The organism is Rhizobium sp. 01L410 (assembly GCF_056400165.1).
In genome coordinates this window covers 90,940-113,682 of sequence record NZ_JBFTST010000015.1, presented here as the reverse complement: position 1 = coordinate 113,682, position 22,743 = coordinate 90,940, and the positions used below count along the sequence as shown (strand labels likewise).

At 61.0% G+C, this 22,743-nt stretch carries 22 protein-coding genes and 1 riboswitch; of the genes, 15 read left to right on the top strand and 7 right to left on the bottom strand.

What is annotated here, in order from left to right:
* Positions 1-94 precede the first annotated feature (94 nt).
* Positions 95-1,378, top strand: a complete 1,284-nt coding sequence (locus AC1DV9_RS26080) for an O-acetylhomoserine aminocarboxypropyltransferase (RefSeq protein WP_477950586.1) — start codon at positions 95-97, stop codon at positions 1,376-1,378.
* A gap of 18 nt (positions 1,379-1,396) precedes the next feature.
* Here AC1DV9_RS26080 and AC1DV9_RS26075 read toward each other — a convergent pair whose 3' ends face one another.
* Together AC1DV9_RS26075 and AC1DV9_RS26070 are read right to left on the bottom strand one after the other, a co-directional pair.
* Entirely contained in the window at positions 1,397-1,717 is a 321-nt protein-coding gene (locus tag AC1DV9_RS26075) for a hypothetical protein (RefSeq protein WP_112389648.1), read from the bottom strand.
* Positions 1,718-1,901: 184 nt separating this feature from the next.
* Positions 1,902-2,747 (bottom strand): class I SAM-dependent methyltransferase, encoded by an 846-nt coding sequence (locus AC1DV9_RS26070; protein WP_477950584.1) that lies wholly within the window; start codon positions 2,745-2,747, stop codon positions 1,902-1,904.
* 122 nt (positions 2,748-2,869) lie between these two features.
* Here AC1DV9_RS26070 and AC1DV9_RS26065 point away from each other — a divergent pair, with 122 nt between their 5' ends.
* The 3 genes from AC1DV9_RS26065 (at position 2,870) to AC1DV9_RS26055 (ending at position 5,897) form a co-directional block, all read left to right on the top strand.
* On the top strand, positions 2,870-4,849 hold the full coding sequence (locus tag AC1DV9_RS26065; protein ID WP_477950582.1) for a transcriptional regulator: 1,980 nt from the start codon (positions 2,870-2,872) through the stop codon (positions 4,847-4,849).
* A gap of 77 nt (positions 4,850-4,926) precedes the next feature.
* Complete coding sequence (locus AC1DV9_RS26060; protein ID WP_477950580.1) at positions 4,927-5,544, top strand: LysE family transporter; 618 nt, start codon at positions 4,927-4,929, stop codon at positions 5,542-5,544.
* Positions 5,545-5,552: 8 nt separating this feature from the next.
* On the top strand, positions 5,553-5,897 hold the full coding sequence (locus AC1DV9_RS26055) for a cupin domain-containing protein (RefSeq protein WP_310298397.1): 345 nt from the start codon (positions 5,553-5,555) through the stop codon (positions 5,895-5,897).
* Positions 5,898-5,907: 10 nt separating this feature from the next.
* Here the strand turns inward: AC1DV9_RS26055 and AC1DV9_RS26050 are convergent, their stop codons facing one another.
* Positions 5,908-6,369 carry a MarR family winged helix-turn-helix transcriptional regulator gene (locus tag AC1DV9_RS26050; protein ID WP_477950579.1) on the bottom strand — a complete coding sequence of 154 codons (462 nt, stop codon included), beginning with the start codon at positions 6,367-6,369 and terminating at the stop codon, positions 5,908-5,910.
* 149 nt (positions 6,370-6,518) lie between these two features.
* Here AC1DV9_RS26050 and AC1DV9_RS26045 point away from each other — a divergent pair, with 149 nt between their 5' ends.
* The 6 genes from AC1DV9_RS26045 (at position 6,519) to AC1DV9_RS26020 (ending at position 12,222) form a co-directional block, all read left to right on the top strand.
* Complete coding sequence (locus AC1DV9_RS26045; protein WP_477950577.1) at positions 6,519-7,316, top strand: SDR family NAD(P)-dependent oxidoreductase; 798 nt, start codon at positions 6,519-6,521, stop codon at positions 7,314-7,316.
* A 288-nt stretch (positions 7,317-7,604) separates the two neighbouring features.
* Positions 7,605-8,627 carry a phosphate ABC transporter substrate-binding protein PstS gene (gene pstS / locus AC1DV9_RS26040; RefSeq protein ID WP_477950575.1) on the top strand — a complete coding sequence of 341 codons (1,023 nt, stop codon included), beginning with the start codon at positions 7,605-7,607 and terminating at the stop codon, positions 8,625-8,627.
* An 83-nt stretch (positions 8,628-8,710) separates the two neighbouring features.
* Entirely contained in the window at positions 8,711-9,688 is a 978-nt protein-coding gene (gene pstC, locus AC1DV9_RS26035; RefSeq protein ID WP_112537433.1) for a phosphate ABC transporter permease subunit PstC, read from the top strand.
* A gap of 1 nt (position 9,689) precedes the next feature.
* The gene (pstA, locus tag AC1DV9_RS26030; RefSeq protein ID WP_477950573.1) at positions 9,690-10,541 is read left to right on the top strand and encodes a phosphate ABC transporter permease PstA; all 852 of its coding nucleotides are present in this window, start codon (positions 9,690-9,692) and stop codon (positions 10,539-10,541) included.
* Positions 10,541-11,347, top strand: coding sequence for a phosphate ABC transporter ATP-binding protein PstB (gene pstB, locus AC1DV9_RS26025; RefSeq protein WP_477950609.1), 807 nt, complete (start codon positions 10,541-10,543; stop codon positions 11,345-11,347). The genes pstA and pstB overlap by 1 nt, the downstream gene beginning before the upstream one ends.
* A gap of 119 nt (positions 11,348-11,466) precedes the next feature.
* Entirely contained in the window at positions 11,467-12,222 is a 756-nt protein-coding gene (locus AC1DV9_RS26020) for a DUF1194 domain-containing protein (protein WP_477950571.1), read from the top strand.
* 6 nt (positions 12,223-12,228) lie between these two features.
* Here the strand turns inward: AC1DV9_RS26020 and AC1DV9_RS26015 are convergent, their stop codons facing one another.
* From AC1DV9_RS26015 to AC1DV9_RS26000, 4 genes are read right to left on the bottom strand one after another with little or no spacing between them, the layout of a single operon-like run.
* Positions 12,229-12,630: a type II TA system antitoxin MqsA family protein gene (locus AC1DV9_RS26015; protein ID WP_477950570.1), complete on the bottom strand. Its 402-nt coding sequence runs from the start codon at positions 12,628-12,630 to the stop codon at positions 12,229-12,231.
* Positions 12,627-12,932, bottom strand: coding sequence for a type II toxin-antitoxin system MqsR family toxin (locus AC1DV9_RS26010; protein WP_477950568.1), 306 nt, complete (start codon positions 12,930-12,932; stop codon positions 12,627-12,629). Before AC1DV9_RS26010 ends, AC1DV9_RS26015 begins: the two co-directional genes overlap by 4 nt.
* A 37-nt stretch (positions 12,933-12,969) precedes the next feature.
* Positions 12,970-14,214: a cytochrome P450 gene (locus AC1DV9_RS26005; RefSeq protein WP_477950566.1), complete on the bottom strand. Its 1,245-nt coding sequence runs from the start codon at positions 14,212-14,214 to the stop codon at positions 12,970-12,972.
* Between the two features lie 57 nt (positions 14,215-14,271).
* Complete coding sequence (locus AC1DV9_RS26000; RefSeq protein WP_112389748.1) at positions 14,272-15,525, bottom strand: GGDEF domain-containing protein; 1,254 nt, start codon at positions 15,523-15,525, stop codon at positions 14,272-14,274.
* A gap of 377 nt (positions 15,526-15,902) precedes the next feature.
* On the opposite strand from AC1DV9_RS26000, the gene clpP reads away from it, so the two are divergent.
* From clpP to AC1DV9_RS25975, 5 genes are all read left to right on the top strand, one after another.
* The gene (gene clpP / locus AC1DV9_RS25995; protein ID WP_112389661.1) at positions 15,903-16,535 is read left to right on the top strand and encodes an ATP-dependent Clp endopeptidase proteolytic subunit ClpP; all 633 of its coding nucleotides are present in this window, start codon (positions 15,903-15,905) and stop codon (positions 16,533-16,535) included.
* 303 nt (positions 16,536-16,838) lie between these two features.
* Positions 16,839-18,116: an ATP-dependent Clp protease ATP-binding subunit ClpX gene (gene clpX, locus AC1DV9_RS25990; protein ID WP_112389662.1), complete on the top strand. Its 1,278-nt coding sequence runs from the start codon at positions 16,839-16,841 to the stop codon at positions 18,114-18,116.
* Positions 18,117-18,520: 404 nt separating this feature from the next.
* Positions 18,521-20,938, top strand: a complete 2,418-nt coding sequence (gene lon, locus AC1DV9_RS25985; RefSeq protein ID WP_477950564.1) for an endopeptidase La — start codon at positions 18,521-18,523, stop codon at positions 20,936-20,938.
* A gap of 204 nt (positions 20,939-21,142) precedes the next feature.
* Complete coding sequence (gene hupB / locus AC1DV9_RS25980; protein WP_112389664.1) at positions 21,143-21,418, top strand: DNA-binding protein HupB; 276 nt, start codon at positions 21,143-21,145, stop codon at positions 21,416-21,418.
* Between the two features lie 112 nt (positions 21,419-21,530).
* Positions 21,531-21,677, top strand: a riboswitch (FMN riboswitch).
* Positions 21,678-21,756: 79 nt separating this feature from the next.
* Positions 21,757-22,665, top strand: a complete 909-nt coding sequence (locus AC1DV9_RS25975; protein WP_477950562.1) for a DMT family transporter — start codon at positions 21,757-21,759, stop codon at positions 22,663-22,665.
* Positions 22,666-22,743: the final 78 nt, after the last annotated feature.

The window sequence follows — 22,743 nt, the reverse complement described above, 5'->3', positions numbered from 1 at the left end:
TTTCCACATTTCTCCCGACGGTTGAAACGTCAGGCGATTAACATTTGCGCCGCCTTGGCTATGCTGCCGCCACTCAACGCAATGGGAGGACGGCATGGCAACGAACAATCCAGGCTTCAACACACTGGCAATCCACGCGGGCGCGCAGCCCGATCCGGCGACTGGCGCCCGTGCCACGCCGATCTACCAGACCACGGCTTACGTCTTCAACGACGCCGATCACGCCGCCTCGCTCTTCGGCCTGCAGGCATTCGGCAATATTTACACCCGCATCATGAACCCGACTCAGGCGGTGCTTGAAGAGCGTGTTGCAGCGCTTGAAAGCGGCACCGCCGCGCTCGCTGTCGCATCGGGTCACGCCGCGCAGATGATCGTTTTCCACACGATCATGCGCCCGGGCGACAATTTCGTCGCCGCCAAGCGCCTCTATGGCGGCTCGATCAACCAGTTCGGCCATGCCTTCGATAATTTCGGCTGGCAGGTCCGCTGGGGCGATGTCGAGGATCCGGCGAGCTTCGAGAAGCATATCGACGGCAACACCCGCGCGATCTTCATCGAGAGCCTTGCCAATCCGGGCGGTACTTTCGTTGATATCGCTGCGATTGCGGAAGTGGCGCACAGGCACGGCCTGCCGCTGATCGTCGACAATACGATGGCATCGCCCTATCTCATCCGCCCGATCGAACACGGCGCCGATATCGTCATTCATTCGCTGACCAAGTTCCTTGGCGGCCATGGCAATTCGATGGGCGGCATCATCGTCGATGGCGGCACGTTCGACTGGTCGAAATCCGGCAATTATCCGATGCTGTCGAGCCCGCGCCCGGAATATAACGGCGTCGTGCTGCACTCGACCTTCGGCAATTTCGCCTTCGCAATCGCTTGCCGCGTACTCGGCCTGCGCGACCTTGGCCCGGCAATTGCGCCCTTCAACGCATTCCTGATCCTGACCGGCATCGAAACGCTGCCGCTGCGTATGCAGCGCCACAGCGACAATGCCATCGCGGTCGCCAAATGGCTGAAGGCGCACAGCAAGGTGGCCTGGGTCAATTATGCCGGTCTCGATGATGATCCGAACCACGCATTGCAGCAGCGCTATTCGCCGAAGGGCGCCGGATCGGTCTTCACCTTCGGCATCACGGGTGGCTACGAGGCGGGCAAGACCTTCGTTGAAGGCCTGGAGCTCTTCTCGCACCTCGCCAATATCGGCGACACCCGCTCGCTGGTGATCCACCCGGCCTCGACGACGCACCGCCAGCTGACCGACGAACAGCGGATCGCCGCCGGCGCCGGTCCTGATGTCGTGCGTCTCTCCGTCGGTATCGAGGACGTCAAGGACATCATCGCCGATCTCGAACAGTCGCTCGCCAAGATCTGACGACGCGCCGCCGCGGCGCTATCGCGACTGGCAGATGCCGGTGAGCGAGATCGCGTCGCGGCTGTCGATGACCATGTGCAGTGTGCGCATCATGTCGGCTGCCATCAGCAGCGCTCTTGCCAAGTCGCTCGGCGGCTGCTGGCCGGCCGAGGTCGCGATCTTCAGGAGATCGAAGACGGTGTCGTAGCTTCCGTTGCTGGGAATCCCGACAAGCTGGCGCATTTCGCGTATTGTGCTTACGGATCGAAGGATGAAGCGCCGCGCATCATCCGGCCCAAGTGTCTGGACCTCGCTGGCAGCCCTCGTCACCTCCGCGATGAACTCGTTCGTCCCGGACATGCATGCCTCGTGATTTTTCTGCTGTTCCAGCGCACGAACGCGAAAGGGGCCCGCCACGCCCTACCACGGCGGACCCCTTTTCGCATCGAGCGGCCCCCAGCCCCTCAAGATGAGCTAATCATAAATTAGCTCTGCCGTCGCGTGACACCGGCGTGACGCCCGTTTATCGGCGCGGCAGCCCATCTCAGCGTCTCATGATCACCACTTCCAGATACTCGCTCGGAACCACCATGGTACCGTCCTCGGCCCGGTTGAAACGGGCAGCAAGCTCCATGAACTCGGCTGCCAGCGCCTTTTGCCCAGTGTCATCGAGCGTGCCGAAGGCCTTGAGAACCGGCCCGTAGAACGTCCGGAAGACATCCAGCCAATGCGCTGAGGACTTGTAGCGAAATACGAACTGGCGCGGCGTCGCGACGACCGATGTCTTGCTTGATGGAAACAGCTCCTCAAGCCGGGCACGCGTGCCCCAAAGCGCAGGCGAGCGGGCGCCTGTTGGTGGCGGCACGTGGCGTCCGATGGTCTTGAACAGCTGTCCGATGAAGCCGTCGGGCGTCCAGTTCGCAAGGCCGATCGATCCGCCGCTCTTGCAAACCCGCAGCAGTTCGGCGGCCGCGCGCTCCTGATCGGGGGTGAACATCACCCCGAAGATCGACATCGCATAGTCGAAGCTCTGGTCCGCGAACGGCAGGTTCTCGGCATCCGCCTCCTGAAACTCCATCATCAGGTGGTCAGCCTTTGCCCGTTCCTTCGCCTTTTCCAACAGGGCCGGCACATAGTCGGTCGCCGTCACCGCACACCAGCGGCGCGCGGCGGCCAGCGAGCCGTTGCCGTTGCCGGCAGCGACGTCGAGAACTTTGGACCCGGCGCGCAAATCCAGCGCCTCGCAAAGGCTCTCGCCGACGATCTGCAGGGTGGTGCCGACGACGGCATAATCGCCCGAAGACCAGGCGCCCTGCTGGCGGGCCTTCAGAGCTGCGAGATCGGCCATCGGTTGAGCGGGTGTGCCGGCAAGAGCCGCGGAAGTGGACATTCTTCTCTCCCTGGATCAGATTGTTGAAGTGTGAATACCGCCGCCGTGCATCAAGCCGCCGGACGCTTCCGGTATAGGCGGTGACCATGGGGGACGCCGTGTCACCAGGCGTGGGAACAACCGTGGAAATATCCGGGCGGCACGAACGGCCTCCACTGGAAATCTGCCTTCTCGGGCCGATGGCGGTCCGCCGCGACGGTGCCGAGGTGAAGCTGCCGGGGTCGCGAAAAGTCCGCGCCTTGCTCGCCTATCTGATCCTCTCGCCCTATGCGCAGGGCAGGGCACAGCTCTGCGACCTCTTCTGGGATGTCGCCGACGATCCGCGCGGCGAGTTGCGCTGGTGCCTGAGCCGCATCCGCGCCCTGATCGGCGAGCGCGTGATCGTGCAGGGCGATACGGTCGCCCTTGATCTCACCGGCTGTGCCGTCGATGCGGTCGAGGTCGCTCTGGCGGCCCGCGCCGGGTTCGACGGCGTGCCGGTCGCAATGCTGGCGTCACTTGCCGATCGCGCCTCGGGCGAGTTCCTGGATGGCCTCGCGATCGACAGACTTCCGGCCTTCGAAACATGGCTGATTTCCCAGCGCCGCCGCTTCCGCGACATGCAGGCGGATATCCTCGCCCATATCGTCGAGGTTTTGGCCGGTGCCGAACGACTGCCTTATCTCGACCGCTGGATCGAGTTGGCACCCTTCGATCTCCGGCCTCACGAATTACTGCTGTCGGCGCTCGCGACCGAGGGACGGCTTCGCGATGCAGGCGAACACTTTGAGGCCACGTTGCGGTCCTTTGCCACCGAGGGCATCGAGACCGCGTCTCTGCGCGCTCTCTGGGAAGACCTTCGCAGAAAACCTGCCAAACCTGGCGCCGTGGCATCCACGGCACCTGAAACGCCGCCATCGGAAACGCCTGCCGATAACCGCCGCCGCGCCTCGATCGCCGTCATGCCCTTCAACGATATGTCGGTGCTCGCCATGCCCGGCGGCACGTCGGATGCGCTTGTCTATGACATCATTTCGCGGCTGGCGAAGCTCCGGACGCTGAAGGTCATTGCCCAGGGAACGATGTTTGCGCTGCGGGAGCGGATGCGCTCGCCCGAAGACATCGCCGCTGCCCTCAAAGTCGATTACGTGGTCAACGGCATCTTCGAGCGCAGCGGAACCCGCATCATCATCAGGCTGGAACTGATCGAGGCGCGGTCCAACACGATCGTATGGTCCGACGCGTTCGACCAGAATGCCGGAGAGACCCTTCTGCTGCTGGAGGAGATCGGCAGCCGCGTCGTCGCCTCGATCGAGCGGGAGATCGAAACGCAGGAACGCAACCGCGCCTTTCTCAAACCGCCGAATTCGCTGGATGCCTGGGAGGCGCATCACCGCGGTCTCTGGCACATGTTCCGTTTTACCAAGGCCGACAACGATCAGGCGCAGCAATTTTTCGAACGGGCGATCAGCCTCGATCCCACCTTCGCCCGCGCCCATGCCGGGCTTTCTTTCACCCATTTCCAGAATGCCTTCCAGCATTGGGCCGACCGCGACGAACAGGCGGAACTAGCCTACCGGACGGCCAGCCAGGCACTGCTTGCCGACGACCGCGATCCGGCCGCGCACCTGTCGATCGGCCGGGCGCTATGGCTGCGCAAGCTGCATGACCAGTCGATCGAGGAGCTGCGCCAGTCCGTCGATCTCAGCCCGAGCTTTGCCTTCGCCCACTATTCACTGGCCTTCGTGCACTGCCAGTCCGGAGACCCGCAGGCCGCGATCCTTTCTGCAGACCAGTCACAGTCCCTCAGCCCCTACGATCCGATGTTGTTTGGAATGCTGGCAAGCCGGGCGATTGCCCTGGTGCGCCTTGGCCGCTACGAGGAGGCTGCCGATTGGGCCGCAAAGGCCGCGATGCGCCCCAACGCGCATGTGCATATCATGGCCATCGCCGCGCTCTGCCTTGCCGTTGGCGGGCGGCTCGACGAGGGGCGGGCGCATGTCGCGGCGATCCGACAGCGGTATTCCGGCTATCATCTGGCCGATTTCTTCGTCGCTTTTCATTTCGTGCCGGTGGACCAGACCTTGTTCCGGGAAGCCGCAATGCGCATCGGGCTGACGTGATTCCGTCCCACTTGGCCAAGCCATATAAAGCCTCTAAGGTTCTGGTCTGAAACCACTTCCGCGAGTCTCATCAAGCTATGTTTCTTCTCTCCGTTGCCGCAATCTGGGCGGTCGCCGCTATCACGCCGGGGCCGAATTTCTTCATCGTCGTGCGCACGGCGCTGGAGGGCTCGACGCGTGCTGCGGTCGCGGTCATAGCCGGGGTCATCCTGGGCACGGTCTGCTGGGGGCTTGCCGGCTGGCTCGGCATCAGCGCCTTGTTCTCAGCTGCGCCCTTTGCCTACCTGTTCCTGAAGATCGCCGGTGGCGCCTATCTTCTCTGGCTCGGCGCCAAGCTTTTGTGGAAGACCTACAGCAAGTCCGCAACGCTGGGCGAACCTGCGGTCCGCCCCGCTATGAGCGACCGGCAGGCCTTCTATTCCGGCCTGATAACCAATCTCGCCAACCCGAAATCGGCCGTCTTCGTCGCCAGTCTCTTTGCCGCCACCCTGCCTGCCGACCATTCCTGGGTGCATGGCGCTCTGGCCGTGGTGACGATGGTTCTGGTGTCCTCGCTTTGGTACACCTTCGTTCTGACGGTGTTGCGCAACCCTGCCGTATCAAGCGCCTACGCGCGGGGACGCCGGCGCATCGACGCGATGGCCGGCCTCATTTTCATGGGCTTCGGCGTCAAGCTTCTGACATCTGCCCGATAGGAGACCGCATGCCGCATCAACTCGTATTCGACCCGGCGTCCGTCGAGCCCGAAGTGGGCGCGCCCGCCGCCGACCGCATCGTTTCCGGCAATCCGCAATTCCGCACCTGGAACCTGGAAGAAGCCGAAGGCGGCCTCTACGCCGGCATTTGGGAAGCGACACCCGGCAAATGGCGGATCTCCTACGATGAGTGGGAATATTTCAACGTGCTGTCGGGGTATTCGATCGTCACCGAAGACGGCGGTGAACCGGTACATCTCAAGGCCGGCGACCGCATGATCCTCAGACCCGGCTTCAACGGAACCTGGGAAGTCGTTGAAACGACTCGCAAGGATTATGTGATCAGGGTCTGAGTGCCGAACCTCAGCGCCTGAAACTCTCCGCGAAAGCGGGGGAGGAAATGCGGTTCAGGGTTTTGCGCAATTCTTCCGACGCTTCAGCGCCGAAGGCGTTTTCGAAGCGGTCGCGTGCTTCGGCCCAGAGACGGTTGGCTTCTTCCCATTTTGCCAGTCCGGCCCCGGTCAGCGTCGCCCGTTTGACGCGCTTGTCTTTTTCGTCGGGCACCAGCTCCACCAGCCCGTCCCGGATCAGCGGTTTCAGCGTGTGTCCGAGGGCGGAGAGGTCCATTACCAGCCCGTCGGCCAGGAATTTCAGCGACGGCTTGCCGTTCATATGGATCTGCGTCAGCAGCCCGAACTGCGTGCCTCTCAGCCCGCTTGGCGCAAAGACCTCCTCATAGAGCTGCCCGAGCTGGCGTGTCGCGCGGCGAAGCGCGCTGTTGCTGCAAACGGTCCAGCTTTCGAAGCCCGGTATTTTTTCGTCCATCGTCGTTCTCCTGATCCGGTGTCACCGGATTGCTGCCGGCCGTCAATCGTCTTCGATAATTTCTTCGGTGCACCCTTGCGCAAGATGCCGTTGATCTCAATATAGTGGCATATACCACTAATTACCAACGCATCGAAAAGGATTCCACGATGTCCACTTCCTCCCTCGGTACAGCTCTCGTTACCGGCGCCTCCTCGGGTATCGGCGCCACTTACGCCGATCGTCTCGCAAAGCGCGGATACGATCTGCTGCTGGTCGCCCGTGATGCAGCCCGTCTGAATGCCCTGGCTGAAAAGCTCACCGCCGCTCACGGCATCAAGGCCGAGGTCCTGCAGGCCGATCTGACGAACAGGGAAGACGTGCGAAAGGTCGAGAAGCGCCTGCGCGAGGACGAGGCGATTACGCTGCTCGTCAACAATGCCGGTATCGGCCCTAAAGGCGCATTGCTCGAAGATGATATCGACTATCTCGAAACAATGATCGAGATCAACGTCGTGGCCGTCAATCGGCTGGGTATTGCGGCTGCGCAGACCTTCGCCAAGCGCGGCAAGGGCGCCATCATCAACATTGCCTCGGTGGTCGCATTCCTCGCCGAACGCTTCCACGGCACGTACAATGCCAGCAAGGCCTTTGTGCTCAACCTGACCCAGTCGATCCATGCCGAGGCCAGCCCGAAGGGCGTCAAGGTTCAGGCTGTTCTTCCGGGCCTGACCCGCACCGAGATCTTCGAACGCGCTGGCGGCTCGGTTGATCAGCTGCCGCCGTCGATGGTGATGGACGTCACCGATCTCGTCGATGCTGCTCTTGCCGGCTTCGATCAGGGTGAACTCGTGACCATCCCGTCGCTGCCAGATCCGGCTGATTTCGAAGCGTTGAACGCCGCCCGCTATGCGCTCGGACCTAACCTCTCACACAACAAGCCGGCCAGCCGCTACGGCATCGCATAAGGCTGCGGTTTTTGCCGGGCTGCGTCAAACCAACGCAGTCCGACATTAACATTTTGTAATGTTTACAGAGCCTTACAGGTTAAATCCTTGATTTAGTGAACGAACAGTCCTGCACGCTATGTGGGGCATCCGCGGCCGACTTCGAACTGTCGCAGAACTGTCATCAAACTGTAATGTGCAGCGCCTAGCCCGCCTTTGCGACGGGAATTTCAGCGCCCTTTGCCAGTGGATACCCCCTCCATGGCGCCGGTCTCGTCGATTGTTCGTTCCATTCAGGGAAGAGACCATATGCTCACCAAGACACTTCTTTCGGCCTGCCTCGGCGCCGGCCTGGTTGCTGCGCTCGCAGTTTCCGCTTCCGCTGCCGATATTACCGGCGCCGGTTCGACCTTCGTCTATCCGGTTCTGTCCAAGTGGTCCGCGGACTACAACAAGCAGACCGGTGACAAGCTGAACTACCAGTCGATCGGCTCGGGCGGCGGTATCGCCCAGATCAAGGCTGCGACCGTCGATTTCGGCGCCTCCGACGCCCCGATGAAGCCCGAGGACCTGACGGCTGGCGGCTTCGGCCAGTTCCCGATCGTCGTCGGCGGCATCGTTCCCGTTATCAACGTCAAGGGCATTAAGTCGGGCGAGCTGAAGCTCTCCGGCAAGGTTCTGGCCGACATCTACCTCGGCAACGTCACCAAGTGGAATGACAAGGCGATCGCCGACCTGAACCCGGGCCTCAAGCTGCCCGATAGCCAGATCGCCGTCGTTCACCGCTCGGACGGTTCGGGCACCTCGTTCAACTGGACGAACTTCTTCTCCAAGGTCAACCCGGACTGGAAGTCCAAGGTCGGTGAAGGCACCGCCGTCAACTGGCCGGTCGGCATCGGCGGCAAGGGCAACGAAGGCGTCGCTGCCTACGTCACCCGCGTGAAGGATTCGATCGGTTACGTCGAATACGCCTACGCCCTCCAGAACAAGCTGCCCGTCGTTCTCGTTCAGAACGCCTCCGGTCAGTATCCGAAGCCGAATGCAGATAGCTTCTCGGCTGCTGCTGCCAGCGCCGAATGGGGCAAGGCCCAGGACTTCTACTTGATCATGACCAACGCGCCTGGCGAAAAGGCCTGGCCGATCACCGCCACCACCTGGGCGATCATGTACAAGGAGCCGAAGGATGCCGAGCGCTCCAAGGCTGCTTTCGCCTTCTTCAAGTGGGCACTCGAGAACGGTCAGAAGGAAGCCTCTTCCCTCGATTACGTTCCGCTTCCGGCCACGCTGGTGAAGCAGATCGAAGACTACTGGACGGCCTCCTTCAAGGGCTAAGTCCTGGAAATGCCGGGGCAGGGAGCATTCGCTTTCTGCCCCGTTTGCTTTGACGCCCCCTCAAAAGCAAGTCGAGTATCGATATGAGTGAAGCACTGGCATCGCTGCCGGCTGTCGTGCCGGATGTGAAGCGCCGCGACGGCGCCAACGGCGACCGCATTTTCCATTGGATCGTGATGGGCTGCGGCCTGTTCGTTCTCGCCGCGCTCCTGGCGGCTGCAATCTCCATGGCATGGGGCGGCCTTCTCGCCTTCCGCACCTTCGGCTTCGGCTTCATCACCGGCACCGAATGGGATCCCGTCGCTCAGCATTTTGCCGGTCTGGTGCCGATCTACGGCACGCTGGTGACCTCCGCGCTCGCCATGCTGATCGGCGTTCCCGTCAGTCTCGGCATTGCCGTCTTCGTCACCGAAGTGGCGCCGCGCTGGCTGCGCGGACCGATCGGCGGCGCCATCGAACTGCTCGCCGGCATTCCCTCGATCATCTACGGCATGTGGGGGCTCTTCACCTTCGCCCCCTTCATGTCCGACTACGTCCAGCCGGCGCTGATCGACTGGCTCGGCCCGATCCCCGGGATCGGCCTGCTGTTCTCGGGCGCGCCGATGGGCATCGGCATGCTGACCTCGGGCATCGTGCTGGCGATCATGATCATCCCCTACATCTCCTCGGTCATGCGCGACGTCTTCCTGGTCGTCCCGGCGCAGCTGAAGGAATCGGCCTATGCGCTGGGTTCGACGCGCTGGGAAGTGGTGCGCGACATCGTCATCCCGCACACCCGTACCGCCGTTGTCGGCGGCATCTTCCTCGGCCTCGGCCGCGCGCTCGGCGAGACGATGGCGGTTACCTTCGTGCTCGGGAATACCCACAATATTGCCGTCTCGCTGATGGAGCCCGGCAACTCGATCGCCGCCGCCATCGCCAACGAATTCACCGAAGCCGATACCGACATCTATCTCTCGTCGCTGATCGCGCTCGGCTTCATCCTCTTCGTCGTGACCTTCATCGTCCTTGCCGCCGCCAAGCTGATGCTGCTGCGCATGGCAAAGCAGAGAGGCGAATAAGATGGCCGGTTCCAATTCCATCTATCGCAGCCGCCAGATCAAGAGCGGCATTGCACTGACGCTCTGCACCGGCGCCACCGGCCTCGGCCTGATCTTCCTCGTGTGGATACTCTGGACGACGCTGGTCAACGGTCTCTCGGCCCTCAGCCTGAAGCTCGTCACCGAAATGACACCGCCCCCAGGCGAAGACGGCGGCCTCGCCAATGCCTTTGCAGGCAGCCTGATGATGGTCGTTCTCGCCGTGATCATCGGCACGCCGATCGGCATTCTGGCCGGCACCTACCTAGCTGAATTCAGCCGCGGCAAGAAGATCGGCGCGGTCATCCGCTTCATGAACGATATCCTGCTGTCGGCGCCATCGATCATCATCGGCCTGTTCGTCTATGAGCTCGTCGTCCGCCAGACCGGACACTTCTCGGGCTATGCCGGCGGCATCGCGCTCGCCTTCATCTTTCTGCCGGTGGTCGTGCGCACCACCGACGAGATGTTGCGCCTTGTACCGGACGTGATGCGGGAAGCAGCCCTCTCGCTCGGCATTCCGCGCTGGAAGGTTACGGTCGCCGTGCTCTATCGCGCCGCCTCGGCAGGTATCCTCACTGGAATCCTGCTCGCCGTCGCCCGCATCTCCGGCGAAACCGCGCCGCTGCTCTTCACTGCGTTGAACAACCAGTATTGGAGCACGGATATGTCCGAGCCGATGGCCAACATCCCGGTGGTGATCTTCCAGTACGCGATGAGCCCTTACGACGAATGGCATGTGCTCGCTTGGGCGGGTGCCTTCGTCATGACGGCGATCGTGCTGCTTCTGAGCGTGGGCTCCCGCGCCATTCTGAACCCCAAAGGTGGCAAATGATGCTGCAATCCTCCTCTTCCTTTGATACCCGCAGGACCGCGACGACGATGGCAAACGACAAGCTCACCCTTGATGACGTCAATTTCTACTATGGCGACGCGCATGCGATCCGTGGCGTCAGCCTGAATTTCCCCGAACGCCAGGTCTCGGCGCTGATCGGCCCGTCCGGCTGCGGCAAGTCCACGCTGCTGCGCATCCTCAACCGCATCTACATGCTCTATCCGAAGATGCGCGCGACGGGCACCGTGAAGCTCGATGGCGAAAACATCCTTGACCCGCGCTATTCGATGAACGAGCTGCGCGCCCGCGTCGGCATGGTGTTCCAGAAGCCGGTGCCGTTCCCGATGTCGATCTACGACAACATCGCCTACGGCATCCGCCATCACGAGCGGCTCGGCAAAGCTGACATGGATGTCCGTGTCGAGCAGGCGCTGCGCCAGGCAGCCCTCTGGGACGAGGTCAAGGACAAGCTGAAGGGCAGCGGTCTTGGCCTGTCCGGCGGGCAGCAGCAGCGTCTCTGCATTGCCCGCGCGGTGGCATTGCGCCCCGAGGTGTTGCTGCTCGACGAGCCGACCTCGGCGCTCGATCCGATCTCGACGGCGAAGGTCGAGGAACTGGTGTCGCAGCTGAAGACCGATTTCACCATCGTCATCGTCACGCACAACATGCAGCAGGCGAGCCGCATCTCCGACAACACCGCCTTCATGTATCTGGGCGAACTCGTCGAATACGGCCCGACCTCGCAGATCTTCCAGGCACCGAAGAACAAGCGGACCGAGGATTACATTACCGGACGTTATGGCTGATACGCCCGGTAGCCCTTTTGCCCAATCCCTTTAGGTGTATCCGAATACGCTAATTTACCGGCGCCGGTCCTTTCCGGTAAGAGAGCCCGGTCGCGAGCGGCGCGATGCGGGAGGGCTTCATGTCTTCGGGAATGATCGGGCGGTGGCTTCCACAGGGAGCCATCGCGGGGCTTCTGTTTGCTATCTGCATGTCATCGGTCGCCTTTGCCGGCGAGAGGATCGATCTCGCGCTGGTGATCGCCGCCGACGTCTCGACGTCGATGGATCCGCGCGAGAAGGCGATGCAACAGGACGGCTTCGTCGCCGCCTTCCGCCAGCCCGAGATCATCGACGCGATCGGCAGCGGCAAATATGGCTGCATCGCCGTCACCTATATCGAATGGGGCGGCGACCGCGGTCAGCGGATGGTGGTTCCCTGGACATTGCTCAAGGATGAAGCCGATTGCTGGATGTTCTCGCTGCGGCTCGCCGAGAATTCTCCGACCAAACTGCGCCGCGGCACCTCGATCAGCGAAGCGCTCTCTTATTCAGCCTCCCTGCTGCGCCAGAGCGGCTACGCGTCCGACAGGCTGGTCGTCAATATCTCCAGCGACGGCGTCAACAGCATCGGCCGGGAGGTCGCGCCCGTGCGCCGGGAACTGATCGCCGACGGCATGACGATCAACGCCCTCGTCATCAGCGCCCAGGGCGACGAAGACGATGAGGAGCCGAACCTCTCTCCGGAAGCACTGTTTTCCTACTTTCACCGCGAGGTCATTGGTGGCCCGGGCGCATTCGCCATGCCGGTCCGCTCCGCCGCCGACTACCCAAGCGCCATCTACCGCAAGCTGCTGCGCGAAATCGGCGGCTTCGGCGAGATTGCAGAAAACCGTTAGCGCTTGTCAGGCAGCGCGGATCTCCGGCAGCAGTTCGGGATGCTTGTCTAAAAGCTTCAAGAGTTTGACGAGCGCGACGGGCGGCCTGGTCTTGCCATTCTCGTAGCGTGAGAAGGCGTTGACGCCGCCGCCGAACAGATCGCCCGCTTCCTTCTGGTCGAGATTGAGCTTCTTGCGGACGGAAACGATGAAAGCCGGATCGACGCTGGTCGCGTTGACCTGCTTGTTGAATTCCAGCATCGCCGCGTTGACGCGCCGCGCTTCCGTATCGTCGAGGACGAATTCCCCGCAAGACCCGCAGGATTGACCGCTGACATTGGCAATGGTCGTTTCCTCGCCCTTATAGCTATAAGGCAGGTCTTGGGTTTGCTGAGTGAGGCCGTCACTGCCGCAGGAAGGGCACTTCATCTGTCCAGTTCCTTGAATGATACGATCAGCACGTCGTCGATAACCGTCAGTTTCAGGTAAACCTTGCCCGCTTTCGTCCGGGGCCGGTAGACATCCTGCCAGACTGTATGGTCGGCATAAGTGGTCATCGACTTGTAGAAGTCGCCAAGCGTCAACGACAGGACGGTTTCATGGACCTCATCGACGGTGAATTCCAGCCGCGAAGCGTCTGCCACCGCCGAGAAAGTCATGCGAACCTTGCCTTGATCGACAAGATTTTTGACAACATCGAGCGGACAATGCGCCTTACGCTTCTCGTTCATAAAATAACCTATTAGGTTAGTTCTTCAAGCGCTGAAATCACCACGCCAAATCAAGCCGCTCCAGCCCGTGGAAGTGATAGACATCCTTCACCTCGGGCACCTTCGCCATCCGCAGGCCCGGCAGGCGCTTGAAGAGGATCGGCAGGACGACGTTGAGCTCCAGACGCGCCAGCGGCGCGCCGATGCAGAAGTGGATGCCGGCGCCGAAGGAGAGGTTCGGGGCTTCGTTGCGACCGGGTTGGAAGGTGAGGGGATCGGTGAATTTCGCGGGGTCGAGATTGGCGGCCGCGAGAATGAGGCTCACCTTGTCGCCGCGCTGGAACGAAATGCCGTCGATCTCGACCGGCTCGAGCGCCCAGCGCTGGAAGATGTGAACCGGCGCGCAGATGCGCAGCGTCTCCTCGACCGTCCGCTCCGTCGTCGGCTCATCCTTGAAGAGTTCGGCGGGGTCGCAGCCATTGTCGAGGATGACGCGCACCGAATTACCGATCTGGTGCACCGTCGCCTCATGGCCGGCATTCAGCAGCACGATCGTCGTCGAGACGAGCTCCTCCTCTGTCAGGAACTGGCCCTTGTGCTCGGTATGGATCATGTGGCTGAGCAGATCGTCGCGCGGTTCGGCGCGGCGTTCGGCAATCACCGTCTTCACATAGTCGGAGAATTCCTTGGCGGCCTTCTCGGCGCCGTCCTCGTCCTCGCGGGTGCGGCCGAAGAGATACATGCGGATATAGGCATGCGACCAGTCGAGAAGCTGCGGCCCCATCTCCTCGGGGATGCCGATCATCCGGGCGATCATCGTCACCGGAATGATATCGGCGAAAGCCGAGAGCAGCTCAACCTCACCCTTGTCGGCAAAACCGTCGATCAGCCGGCTGGCAAGCTCCTCCAGCTCCGGCTTCATGCGCTCGACATGGCGGGAGACGAAGGCGCGGTTGACGAGGGTGCGCAGCCGCGTGTGCTCTGGTGGCTCAAGCTCAAGCAGGGAATAGCGCTCCGCCAGATCGAAATTGGCCACATGCTGGTCCGGTTCCGGCAGGCCCAGTTCTTCGCGGCTGGCGATGTGCAGGATCTGGCGGCCGAAGCGGCGGTCGCGCAACAGGCTGTTCACATGGTCGTAGCCTGTGAAAAACCACTGCTTCTGCTGTTCCCAATAGAAGGTCGGACAATGCTGGTGCAGCGCCGAATAGACGGCGTTCGGATTGCCGTAGAAAGCCGGATCGCTGCTGTCGAGAGAAACGCGGCGGGTGGCGGGATCGATCGAGAGGAAGGGTGCTATCATCATGGCTTCGAGGCTTAGCGGATTTGCCAGGCCTCGAAAAGATGCATCAATTCGGCTGCGTCAACCGGCGCGGGAAAGCGAGCCCATCCGGCGCAGTGCCTCGACCTGATCGTCGACGGTCGGAACCAGTTCGCCGGCATTCTGGTCCATCTTCGCCGGCGGCGGAGCAGCCGTTTCCTTCTCGCCGAAGATGACGCTGCAATTGCGTCCGGCGCCCTTGGCGGCATAGAGCGCCCGGTCAGCGGCCGAGATCATCTTGTCGACATTGGCCTCGATCGGCGAGGCGATCGCAACACCGATGCTGACGGTTGCCGGAACGATCGCTTCGCCGGTCGAGATCGGCAGGCGGCAGAACTCGGTGCGGATCGACTCGGCCAGCGCTTCGGCTTCCGTCTGGTCGGCAACCGTTGCGAAGGCGGCAAATTCCTCGCCGCCCATGCGGCCGAAGACGTGGTTCGGCACGAATTGGCGGGCGGACAGCGCGAAAGCCGAGAGTACGGCATCGCCGGCCTGGTGGCCGAAGCGGTCGTTGACGCGCTTGAAATGGTCAAGGTCGAAGAGGAGCACTGCCACCTGGCGCTTTTCGTCGAAGGCCTTTTCCTGGATGGCGCCGAAGCGGGCAAACAGGCCGCGGCGGTTCCAGACGCCGGTCAGCGAATCCGTGAGGCTCAACACGCGCAAATGCCTTTCAGAGCGTTCCATGATCATGCGGCAGGTTAGTGCAAAGGCGATCGTCAGCAGGAAGGCGCTCACCATCGCCGCCACGCCGCCGTAATTGGTGGCCTGAGCATCGGTTGGCAAGGTCAGCGCCATCATCAATGCGACGGCAAAGCAGAACACGCCCTGGATGACGAACACGGCAGCCAGCTTGTTGCGCGTTCTTTCCTGGCGCATGTTGCCGGTGGCAACCGCCATGGCGAGCGCGGTCGCACCCGTGGCCGAGGCCAGATTATAGAGGATGACGCGGTTGCCGTAGTCGCCGCCGACCCATGGCAGGAAGACGCCGGCCAGCCAGATCGCCGGCGGCAGCAGCGCCCACCACTCGATCTTCCGGCGGTCGAGCGCCATGAAACCGGCGACCCAAGCGCTTTGCCCGGCCAGTGCCACGGCATTGCCGCCTTCGATAGAGAGAATATTCGGGATTTCACCGCGCAGCGCCACCATGGCAAAGCCCGCGCCGCTGAGCAGAAAGCCGAAGCTCCACAGCAGATAGGCCTTGTTGCGCGTATTATGGCGCCAGGCCATCAGCAGCAGCAAAGCGAGCGTCATGGCCTCCGAGCACCAGATCGCCAATCCTGTCGTAACACTAAACACGGCAATACCCCTTGAAGTCAGGGGCATACTCATCCGCCAATCTTCGCCAGTTGATTAATCGGGGGATCGGTGGCGGGTGATATTCGCGGTTAGGCTTTGCAAAGGGTAAACGTTTGAAAGCACTTGCCGATGGATTAAGCTTCCCTTCATCCTGTCGCCGAGAAAAGCTGTGCGGGTGCTTGCAGGTCACTCGCCGTTAAGCGGCAATTCGCAGATAGACGCTACATCGCAGCACAAGGCTTTTCCACCGGTCCCCTTGCTTCTTAACGTTATCCTTATGCGTGTCTTGAAGTAGAGGGCAGGGACACTCTATGTAGGGATAAGGCATTTTTCTTTGATTCCCGGCCCGGCCGGCAAGACGTTGACAAAGGACGCACATGAGAAATCCAGTCGATACCGCTATGGCCCTCGTGCCGATGGTTGTTGAACAGACCAATCGCGGTGAACGCTCCTACGACATCTACTCCCGCCTACTGAAGGAACGCATCATCTTCCTGACGGGTCCTGTCGAGGATCACATGGCGACGCTCGTCTGCGCCCAGCTTCTCTTCCTCGAGGCCGAAAACCCGAAGAAGGAAATCGCGCTTTACATCAATTCGCCAGGTGGCGTCGTCACCGCCGGCATGGCGATCTACGACACGATGCAGTTCATCAAGCCTGCCGTTTCGACGCTTTGCATCGGCCAGGCCGCTTCGATGGGTTCGTTGCTGCTGTGCGCCGGCGACAAGGACATGCGCTTCGCAACGCCGAACGCCCGCATCATGGTTCACCAGCCGTCCGGCGGTTTCCAGGGCCAGGCTTCGGATATCGAGCGCCATGCACGCGACATCCTGAAGATGAAGCGCCGCCTGAACGAGGTTTATGTCAAGCATACCGGCCGCTCCTACGAGGAAGTCGAAAAGACGCTCGATCGCGATCACTTCATGACCGCTGACGAAGCCCGCGAATGGGGCGTCGTCGACAAGGTTCTGACGTCGCGCACCGAGATGGAAGGCGATGCTGCGGCATAGTGATTAATTGGGATGGTGTTTTCGCTGCCACAGTTCTATCCCAATTGTGATTGAACAAGGGGTTTAATCCCGGAGCGGACACGCTAAGAGTAAGTATTAATGCTATGTTGAATTTTCATGACATAGCATTCGGCATTCGAAGGGGAATTCGTTGCCGCCGGAACTTGAGCGTGTTTGGTTGAGTTCCGGTTCTTACCCCTTGAAGCTAGGCCGGCTGATGCTCCGGTGGCGGAGCGGGCTGGCGGGCCATTGAGTGGACCGCGATTTCACCTTTGAAATGCGGCGTGCTGGAAGGAAAGTGAAATGAGCAAGGTCAGCGGCAGCAACGGCGGCGACTCCAAAAATACCCTGTACTGCTCCTTCTGCGGAAAGAGCCAGCACGAAGTCCGGAAGCTGATTGCCGGACCGACGGTTTTCATCTGCGATGAATGCGTCGAATTGTGCATGGACATCATTCGCGAGGAGAACAAGTCCTCGATGGTCAAGTCCCGCGACGGCGTTCCGACGCCCCAGGACATCATCAAGGTTCTCGACGAATACGTCATCGGCCAGCGCCAGGCGAAGAAGATCCTGTCGGTTGCCGTTCACAATCATTACAAGCGCCTCGCGCATGCGACCAAGAACGGCGAAATCGAGCTGGCGAAGTCGAACATCATGCTGGTCGGCCCGACCGGCTGCGGCAAGACCTACCTTGCCCAGACGCTCGCCCGCATCATCGACGTTCCCTTCACGATGGCCGATGCGACGACGCTGACGGAAGCCGGCTATGTCGGTGAAGACGTCGAAAACATCATCCTGAAGCTGCTGCAGTCTGCCGACTACAATGTCGAGCGCGCTCAGCGCGGTATCGTCTATATCGACGAAGTCGACAAGATTTCCCGCAAGTCGGACAATCCTTCGATCACCCGCGACGTGTCGGGCGAGGGCGTCCAGCAGGCGCTTCTGAAGATCATGGAAGGCACCGTTGCCTCGGTACCGCCGCAGGGCGGCCGCAAGCATCCTCAGCAGGAATTCCTGCAGGTCGATACCACGAACATCCTGTTCATCTGCGGTGGCGCTTTCGCCGGCCTCGACAAGATCATCTCCGCCCGTGGCGAGAAGACCTCGATCGGCTTCGGCGCCAGTGTCAAGGCGCAGGATGACCGCCGCGTCGGCGAAGTGCTGCGCGAGCTCGAGCCAGAGGATCTGGTCAAGTTTGGCCTGATCCCCGAGTTCATCGGCCGTCTGCCGGTTCTGGCGACGCTTGAGGACCTGGACGAGGACGCGCTGATCCAGATCCTGTCGGAGCCGAAGAACGCGCTCATCAAGCAGTATCAGCGCCTGTTCGAGATGGAAGACGTGGAACTGACATTCCACGAGGATGCCCTTCGCGAAATCGCCCGCAAGGCGATCGTCCGCAAGACTGGCGCCCGCGGCCTTCGCTCGATCATGGAAAAGATCCTGCTCGACACGATGTTCGAACTGCCGGCGCTGGAAGGTGTCCGCGAAGTGGTCATCTCCGAGGAAGTGGCGCGCGGCTCGGCCCGCCCGCTCTACATCTACGCTGACCGTCAGGACGAGAAGGCCAACGCTTCTGCCTGATAGTCGTAGACGGCATGGTTAGATTTAGGGGCTTGCCTGCGGCGAGCCCCTTTCTATTTTGTGAACCGGGAGCCCTCCTGTTAATTATTGCAGAAGAAGCTTGAAAACGCTGTTCCTGACGTTGCGGAATGCGGCGTCCCCGGCAATGATGGAATGATTCCGTAGCGTGTTTTCCGGCCCAGTATTTTAGCCGGTTCGGAATTGGTAAGCGCCACTACAGTTACACGCGTCATAGTGTGGGCGTTCCTTTGTAATAAGTCTGTCACAAGCAGGGAGCGCGAGCGTTGGCGTGGCTTGAAAAGGGTAAGAAGAACCTCCACTTGTAACCCAAGTGAGAGTGCCGGCCGGGTCCCAAGCGGCCGCGCCAGAGAGCCCGGAAACGGGACGATGGAAAGGAATAAGAAATGACGAAGAAAACGTCTGTAGCGAGCAGTGTTGCCTATCCTGTTTTGCCTCTGCGCGACATCGTAGTCTTCCCACATATGATCGTGCCGCTGTTCGTCGGCCGCGAGAAGTCGATCCGTGCGCTTGAAGAAGTCATGGGCTCCGACAAGCAGATCATGCTCGTAACCCAGATCAACGCCAGCGACGACGATCCGGATCCGTCCGCGATCCACAATGTCGGCACCGTGGCCAATGTTCTGCAGTTGCTGAAGCTCCCCGACGGCACCGTCAAGGTTCTGGTCGAAGGCCGCGCGCGCGCCGAGATCGATGCCTATACGGCCCGCGAAGATTTCTACGAAGCCCTCGGCCATGTGCTCGAAGAGCCGCATGACGATCCGGTCGAGCTGGAAGCGCTGTCGCGCTCCGTCGTCTCGGAATTCGAGAGCTACGTGAAGCTCAACAAGAAGATCTCTCCTGAAGTCGTTGGCGCTGCCAGCCAGATCGACGACTACTCGAAGCTTGCCGATACGGTCGCATCGCATCTGTCGATCAAGATCACCGAGAAGCAGGAGATGCTGGAAACCACCAGCGTCAAGGCTCGCCTCGAAAAGGCGCTCGGCTTCATGGAAGGTGAGATTTCGGTTCTCCAGGTCGAGAAGCGCATCCGCTCGCGCGTCAAGCGCCAGATGGAGAAGACCCAGCGCGAATACTATCTGAACGAACAGATGAAGGCGATCCAGAAGGAGCTTGGCGACGGCGAGGAAGGCCGCGACGAGATGGCCGAACTGGAAGAGCGCATCTCCAAGACCAAGCTTTCCAAGGAAGCCAAGGAAAAGGCTGACGCCGAGCTGAAGAAGCTGCGCCAGATGAGCCCGATGTCGGCCGAAGCCACCGTCGTGCGCAACTATCTGGACTGGCTGCTCGGCATTCCCTGGGGCAAGAAGTCGAAGATCAAGTCCGATCTCAACAATGCCGAGAAGATCCTCGAAGCCGATCACTTCGGTCTCGACAAGGTCAAGGAACGCATCGTCGAGTATCTGGCAGTGCAGGCCCGTGCCACAAAGATCAAGGGTCCGATCTTGTGCCTCGTCGGCCCTCCGGGCGTCGGCAAGACCTCGCTCGCCCAGTCGATCGCCAAGGCGACCGGCCGCGAATACGTGCGCATGGCGCTCGGCGGCGTTCGTGACGAAGCTGAAATCCGCGGTCACCGCCGCACCTATATCGGCTCGATGCCCGGCAAGGTCATCCAGTCGATGAAGAAGGCGAAGAAGTCCAACCCGCTCTTCCTGCTCGATGAAATCGACAAGATGGGCCAGGATTTCCGCGGCGATCCGTCTTCGGCTCTGCTCGAAGTGCTCGATCCGGCGCAGAATTCGACCTTCATGGACCACTACCTGGAAGTTGAATACGACCTTTCGGATGTGATGTTCATCACCACGGCGAACACACTGAATATCCCTGCGCCCCTGATGGACCGCATGGAAGTCATCCGTATCGCCGGATATACCGAAGACGAGAAGCGCGAAATCGCCAAGCGGCACCTCCTGCCGAAGGCCATCAAGGAACATGCGCTGCAGCCGCATGAATTCTCGGTCAGCGACGATGCCCTGATGGCGATCAGCCAGCAGTACACCCGCGAAGCCGGTGTTCGTAACTTCGAACGCGAACTGATGAAGCTCGCCCGCAAGGCGGTCACCGAGATCATCAAGGGCAAGACGAAGTCGGTTCATGTGACGGCTGAAAACATCGACACCTATCTGGGCGTCCCGCGCTTCCGCCATGGCGAAGCCGAACGCGAAGATCAGGTCGGTGTTGTCACCGGTCTCGCATGGACCGAGGTCGGCGGCGAACTGCTGACGATCGAAGGCGTGATGATGCCGGGCAAGGGCCGCATGACGGTCACCGGCAATCTGAAGGAAGTGATGAAGGAGTCGATTTCGGCTGCTGCATCCTACGTCCGCTCACGCGCCGTCGATTTCGGCATCGAGCCCCCGCGCTTCGACAAGTCGGACATTCACGTCCACGTGCCTGAGGGCGCGACACCGAAGGATGGCCCGTCGGCCGGCGTGGCGATGGCAACCGCGATCGTCTCGATCATGACCGGTATCCCGGTCGACAAGAACGTGGCGATGACGGGTGAAATCACCCTGCGCGGCCGTGTCCTGCCGATCGGCGGTCTGAAGGAAAAGCTGCTCGCAGCGCTTCGCGGCGGCATCAAGAAGGTGCTCATCCCGGAAGAGAACGCCAAGGATCTGGCGGAGATTCCGGATAACGTGAAGAACAACATGGAGATCATCCCGGTATCCCGCATGGGCGAGGTGATCAAGCATGCTCTGATCCGCAGGCCGGAGCCGATCGAGTGGGATGGAACGGTTGAAACGCCGGTCATCGCAACGGTCGAAGGGCTTGACGACACAGGTGCTGGCATCGCTCATTGAGCGGCATTCGCCACATTTATGTCAAATTGCTGCAAATCCCCGAAAAGGCTGGCGTAAATCGCCAGCCTTTTTTGTGAAAACCTTATGGAGGTGCTTGCTTTTCCTTGATTTGCAGGGCTTTTGGGTTGCGGCGGGCCTGATGAAACCTATTCTGTGCCTGGCTTACAGATTGAGTCGTTTCAAACCATTGAAAGGGGTGGAAACATGAACAAGAATGAACTCGTGTCCGCAGTTGCTGAAAAAGCTGGCCTGACCAAGGCAGACGCTGCCTCTGCTGTCGACGCTGTTTTCGACGTTGTCCAGGGCGAACTGAAGAGCAAGGGTGACGTACGTCTCGCTGGCTTCGGCAGCTTCACCGTTTCTCATCGCGCTGCCACCAAGGGCCGCAATCCGTCCACCGGCGCTGAAGTCAATATTCCGGCTCGCAACGTGCCGAAGTTCACGCCCGGCAAGGGCCTGAAGGATGCCGTAAACGGCTAATCCGGTTTTGCTTGGCCGCCGGATAACGAGACCGGCAGGCGGAGTTTTGAAGGGTTCGGCGATAGCCGGACCCTTTTTGCATTGCAGGCGGAAGACCTTTGAACTACGGATCGGTTGTTCTCAGGGCGGGGTGAAAGTCCCCACCGGCGGTAAGGGCCTCGGTCCAAGCCCGCGAGCGCTTTGTCCCAAAGGGGCAGGGGTCAGCAGATCCGGTGCGATTCCGGAGCCGACGGTATAGTCCGGATGAAAGAGAATGATCGCGAGCCGTATGCGGGGCAGGGTCTGCCCGGCAGCCGTCCTGCGCTCATGCGTCCTGATTTGTGTTGGTCCCTTTCTGGATGAAAGACATGAATCAGACTTCCCTCAGCTTTTCCTCGTCGCGTGCGATGGCCGGTGCCGCCTTCATGGTGCTGGCGGGCATCGCCTTTTCCATTCTGAATGTCGTCACTCAATGGGTGACGATGAAGATGGGCTTTTCCGCTGCGTCGGCCGCCTTCTGGCAATATGCCTTTGCGCTGGTCTTCTCGCTGCCGTTTCTGAAGCGCACTGGTCTGTCGGCCATGCGCACCGCCTATCCCTGGCGCCATATCGTTCGCGTAGCGCTCGCCGCACTCGGCGTCGAGGCCTGGGTTTCCGGTCTCGCTTCGGTGCCAATCTGGCAGGCGATCGCGCTGGTCATGACCTCGCCATTCTTCATCATTCTCGGTGCCCGCCTGTTTCTCGGCGAGCGCGTTGGCCCGGCGCGCTGGGCAGCCACCGCCGCCGGTTTCGCCGGCGCGATGATCATCCTGCAGCCCTGGTCGGATGCCTTCACCTGGGCAGCCCTGCTGCCGATCCTCTCGGCGCTCTTCTGGGGCGCCTCGTCGCTGATTACCAAGAGCCTGACCGGCATCGAGAAGCCCGAAACGATCACTGTCTGGCTGCTGGTGCTGTTGACACCGATCAATGGCGTGCTTGCCGCTGCCGCTGGCTTCGAGTTGCCTGAGGGTTTCACCCTCGCGCTCTTCGTCTTTGCAGGTCTGCTGACGGTCTTTGCGCAATATCTGCTGACGCTCGCCTATACGGTGGCGGATGCCGCCTACGTTCAGCCCTTCGACGATCTGAAGCTGCCGCTCAATGTGCTCGCGGGCTGGCTATTCTTCGGTTATGCGCCGGCAGGTTATCTCTGGCTGGGTGCAGCGCTGATTTTGACGGCTTCGCTGTTCATCATGCGCAACGAGATCAGACGCGAGCGGGCAGGGGTTTGATGCAAAGCGGTGCAAAACGCATCGCCTGTCATCCCTCTGTCATCCGCTTCCCTCAAAACCCCCATGTTTCGATTTTTC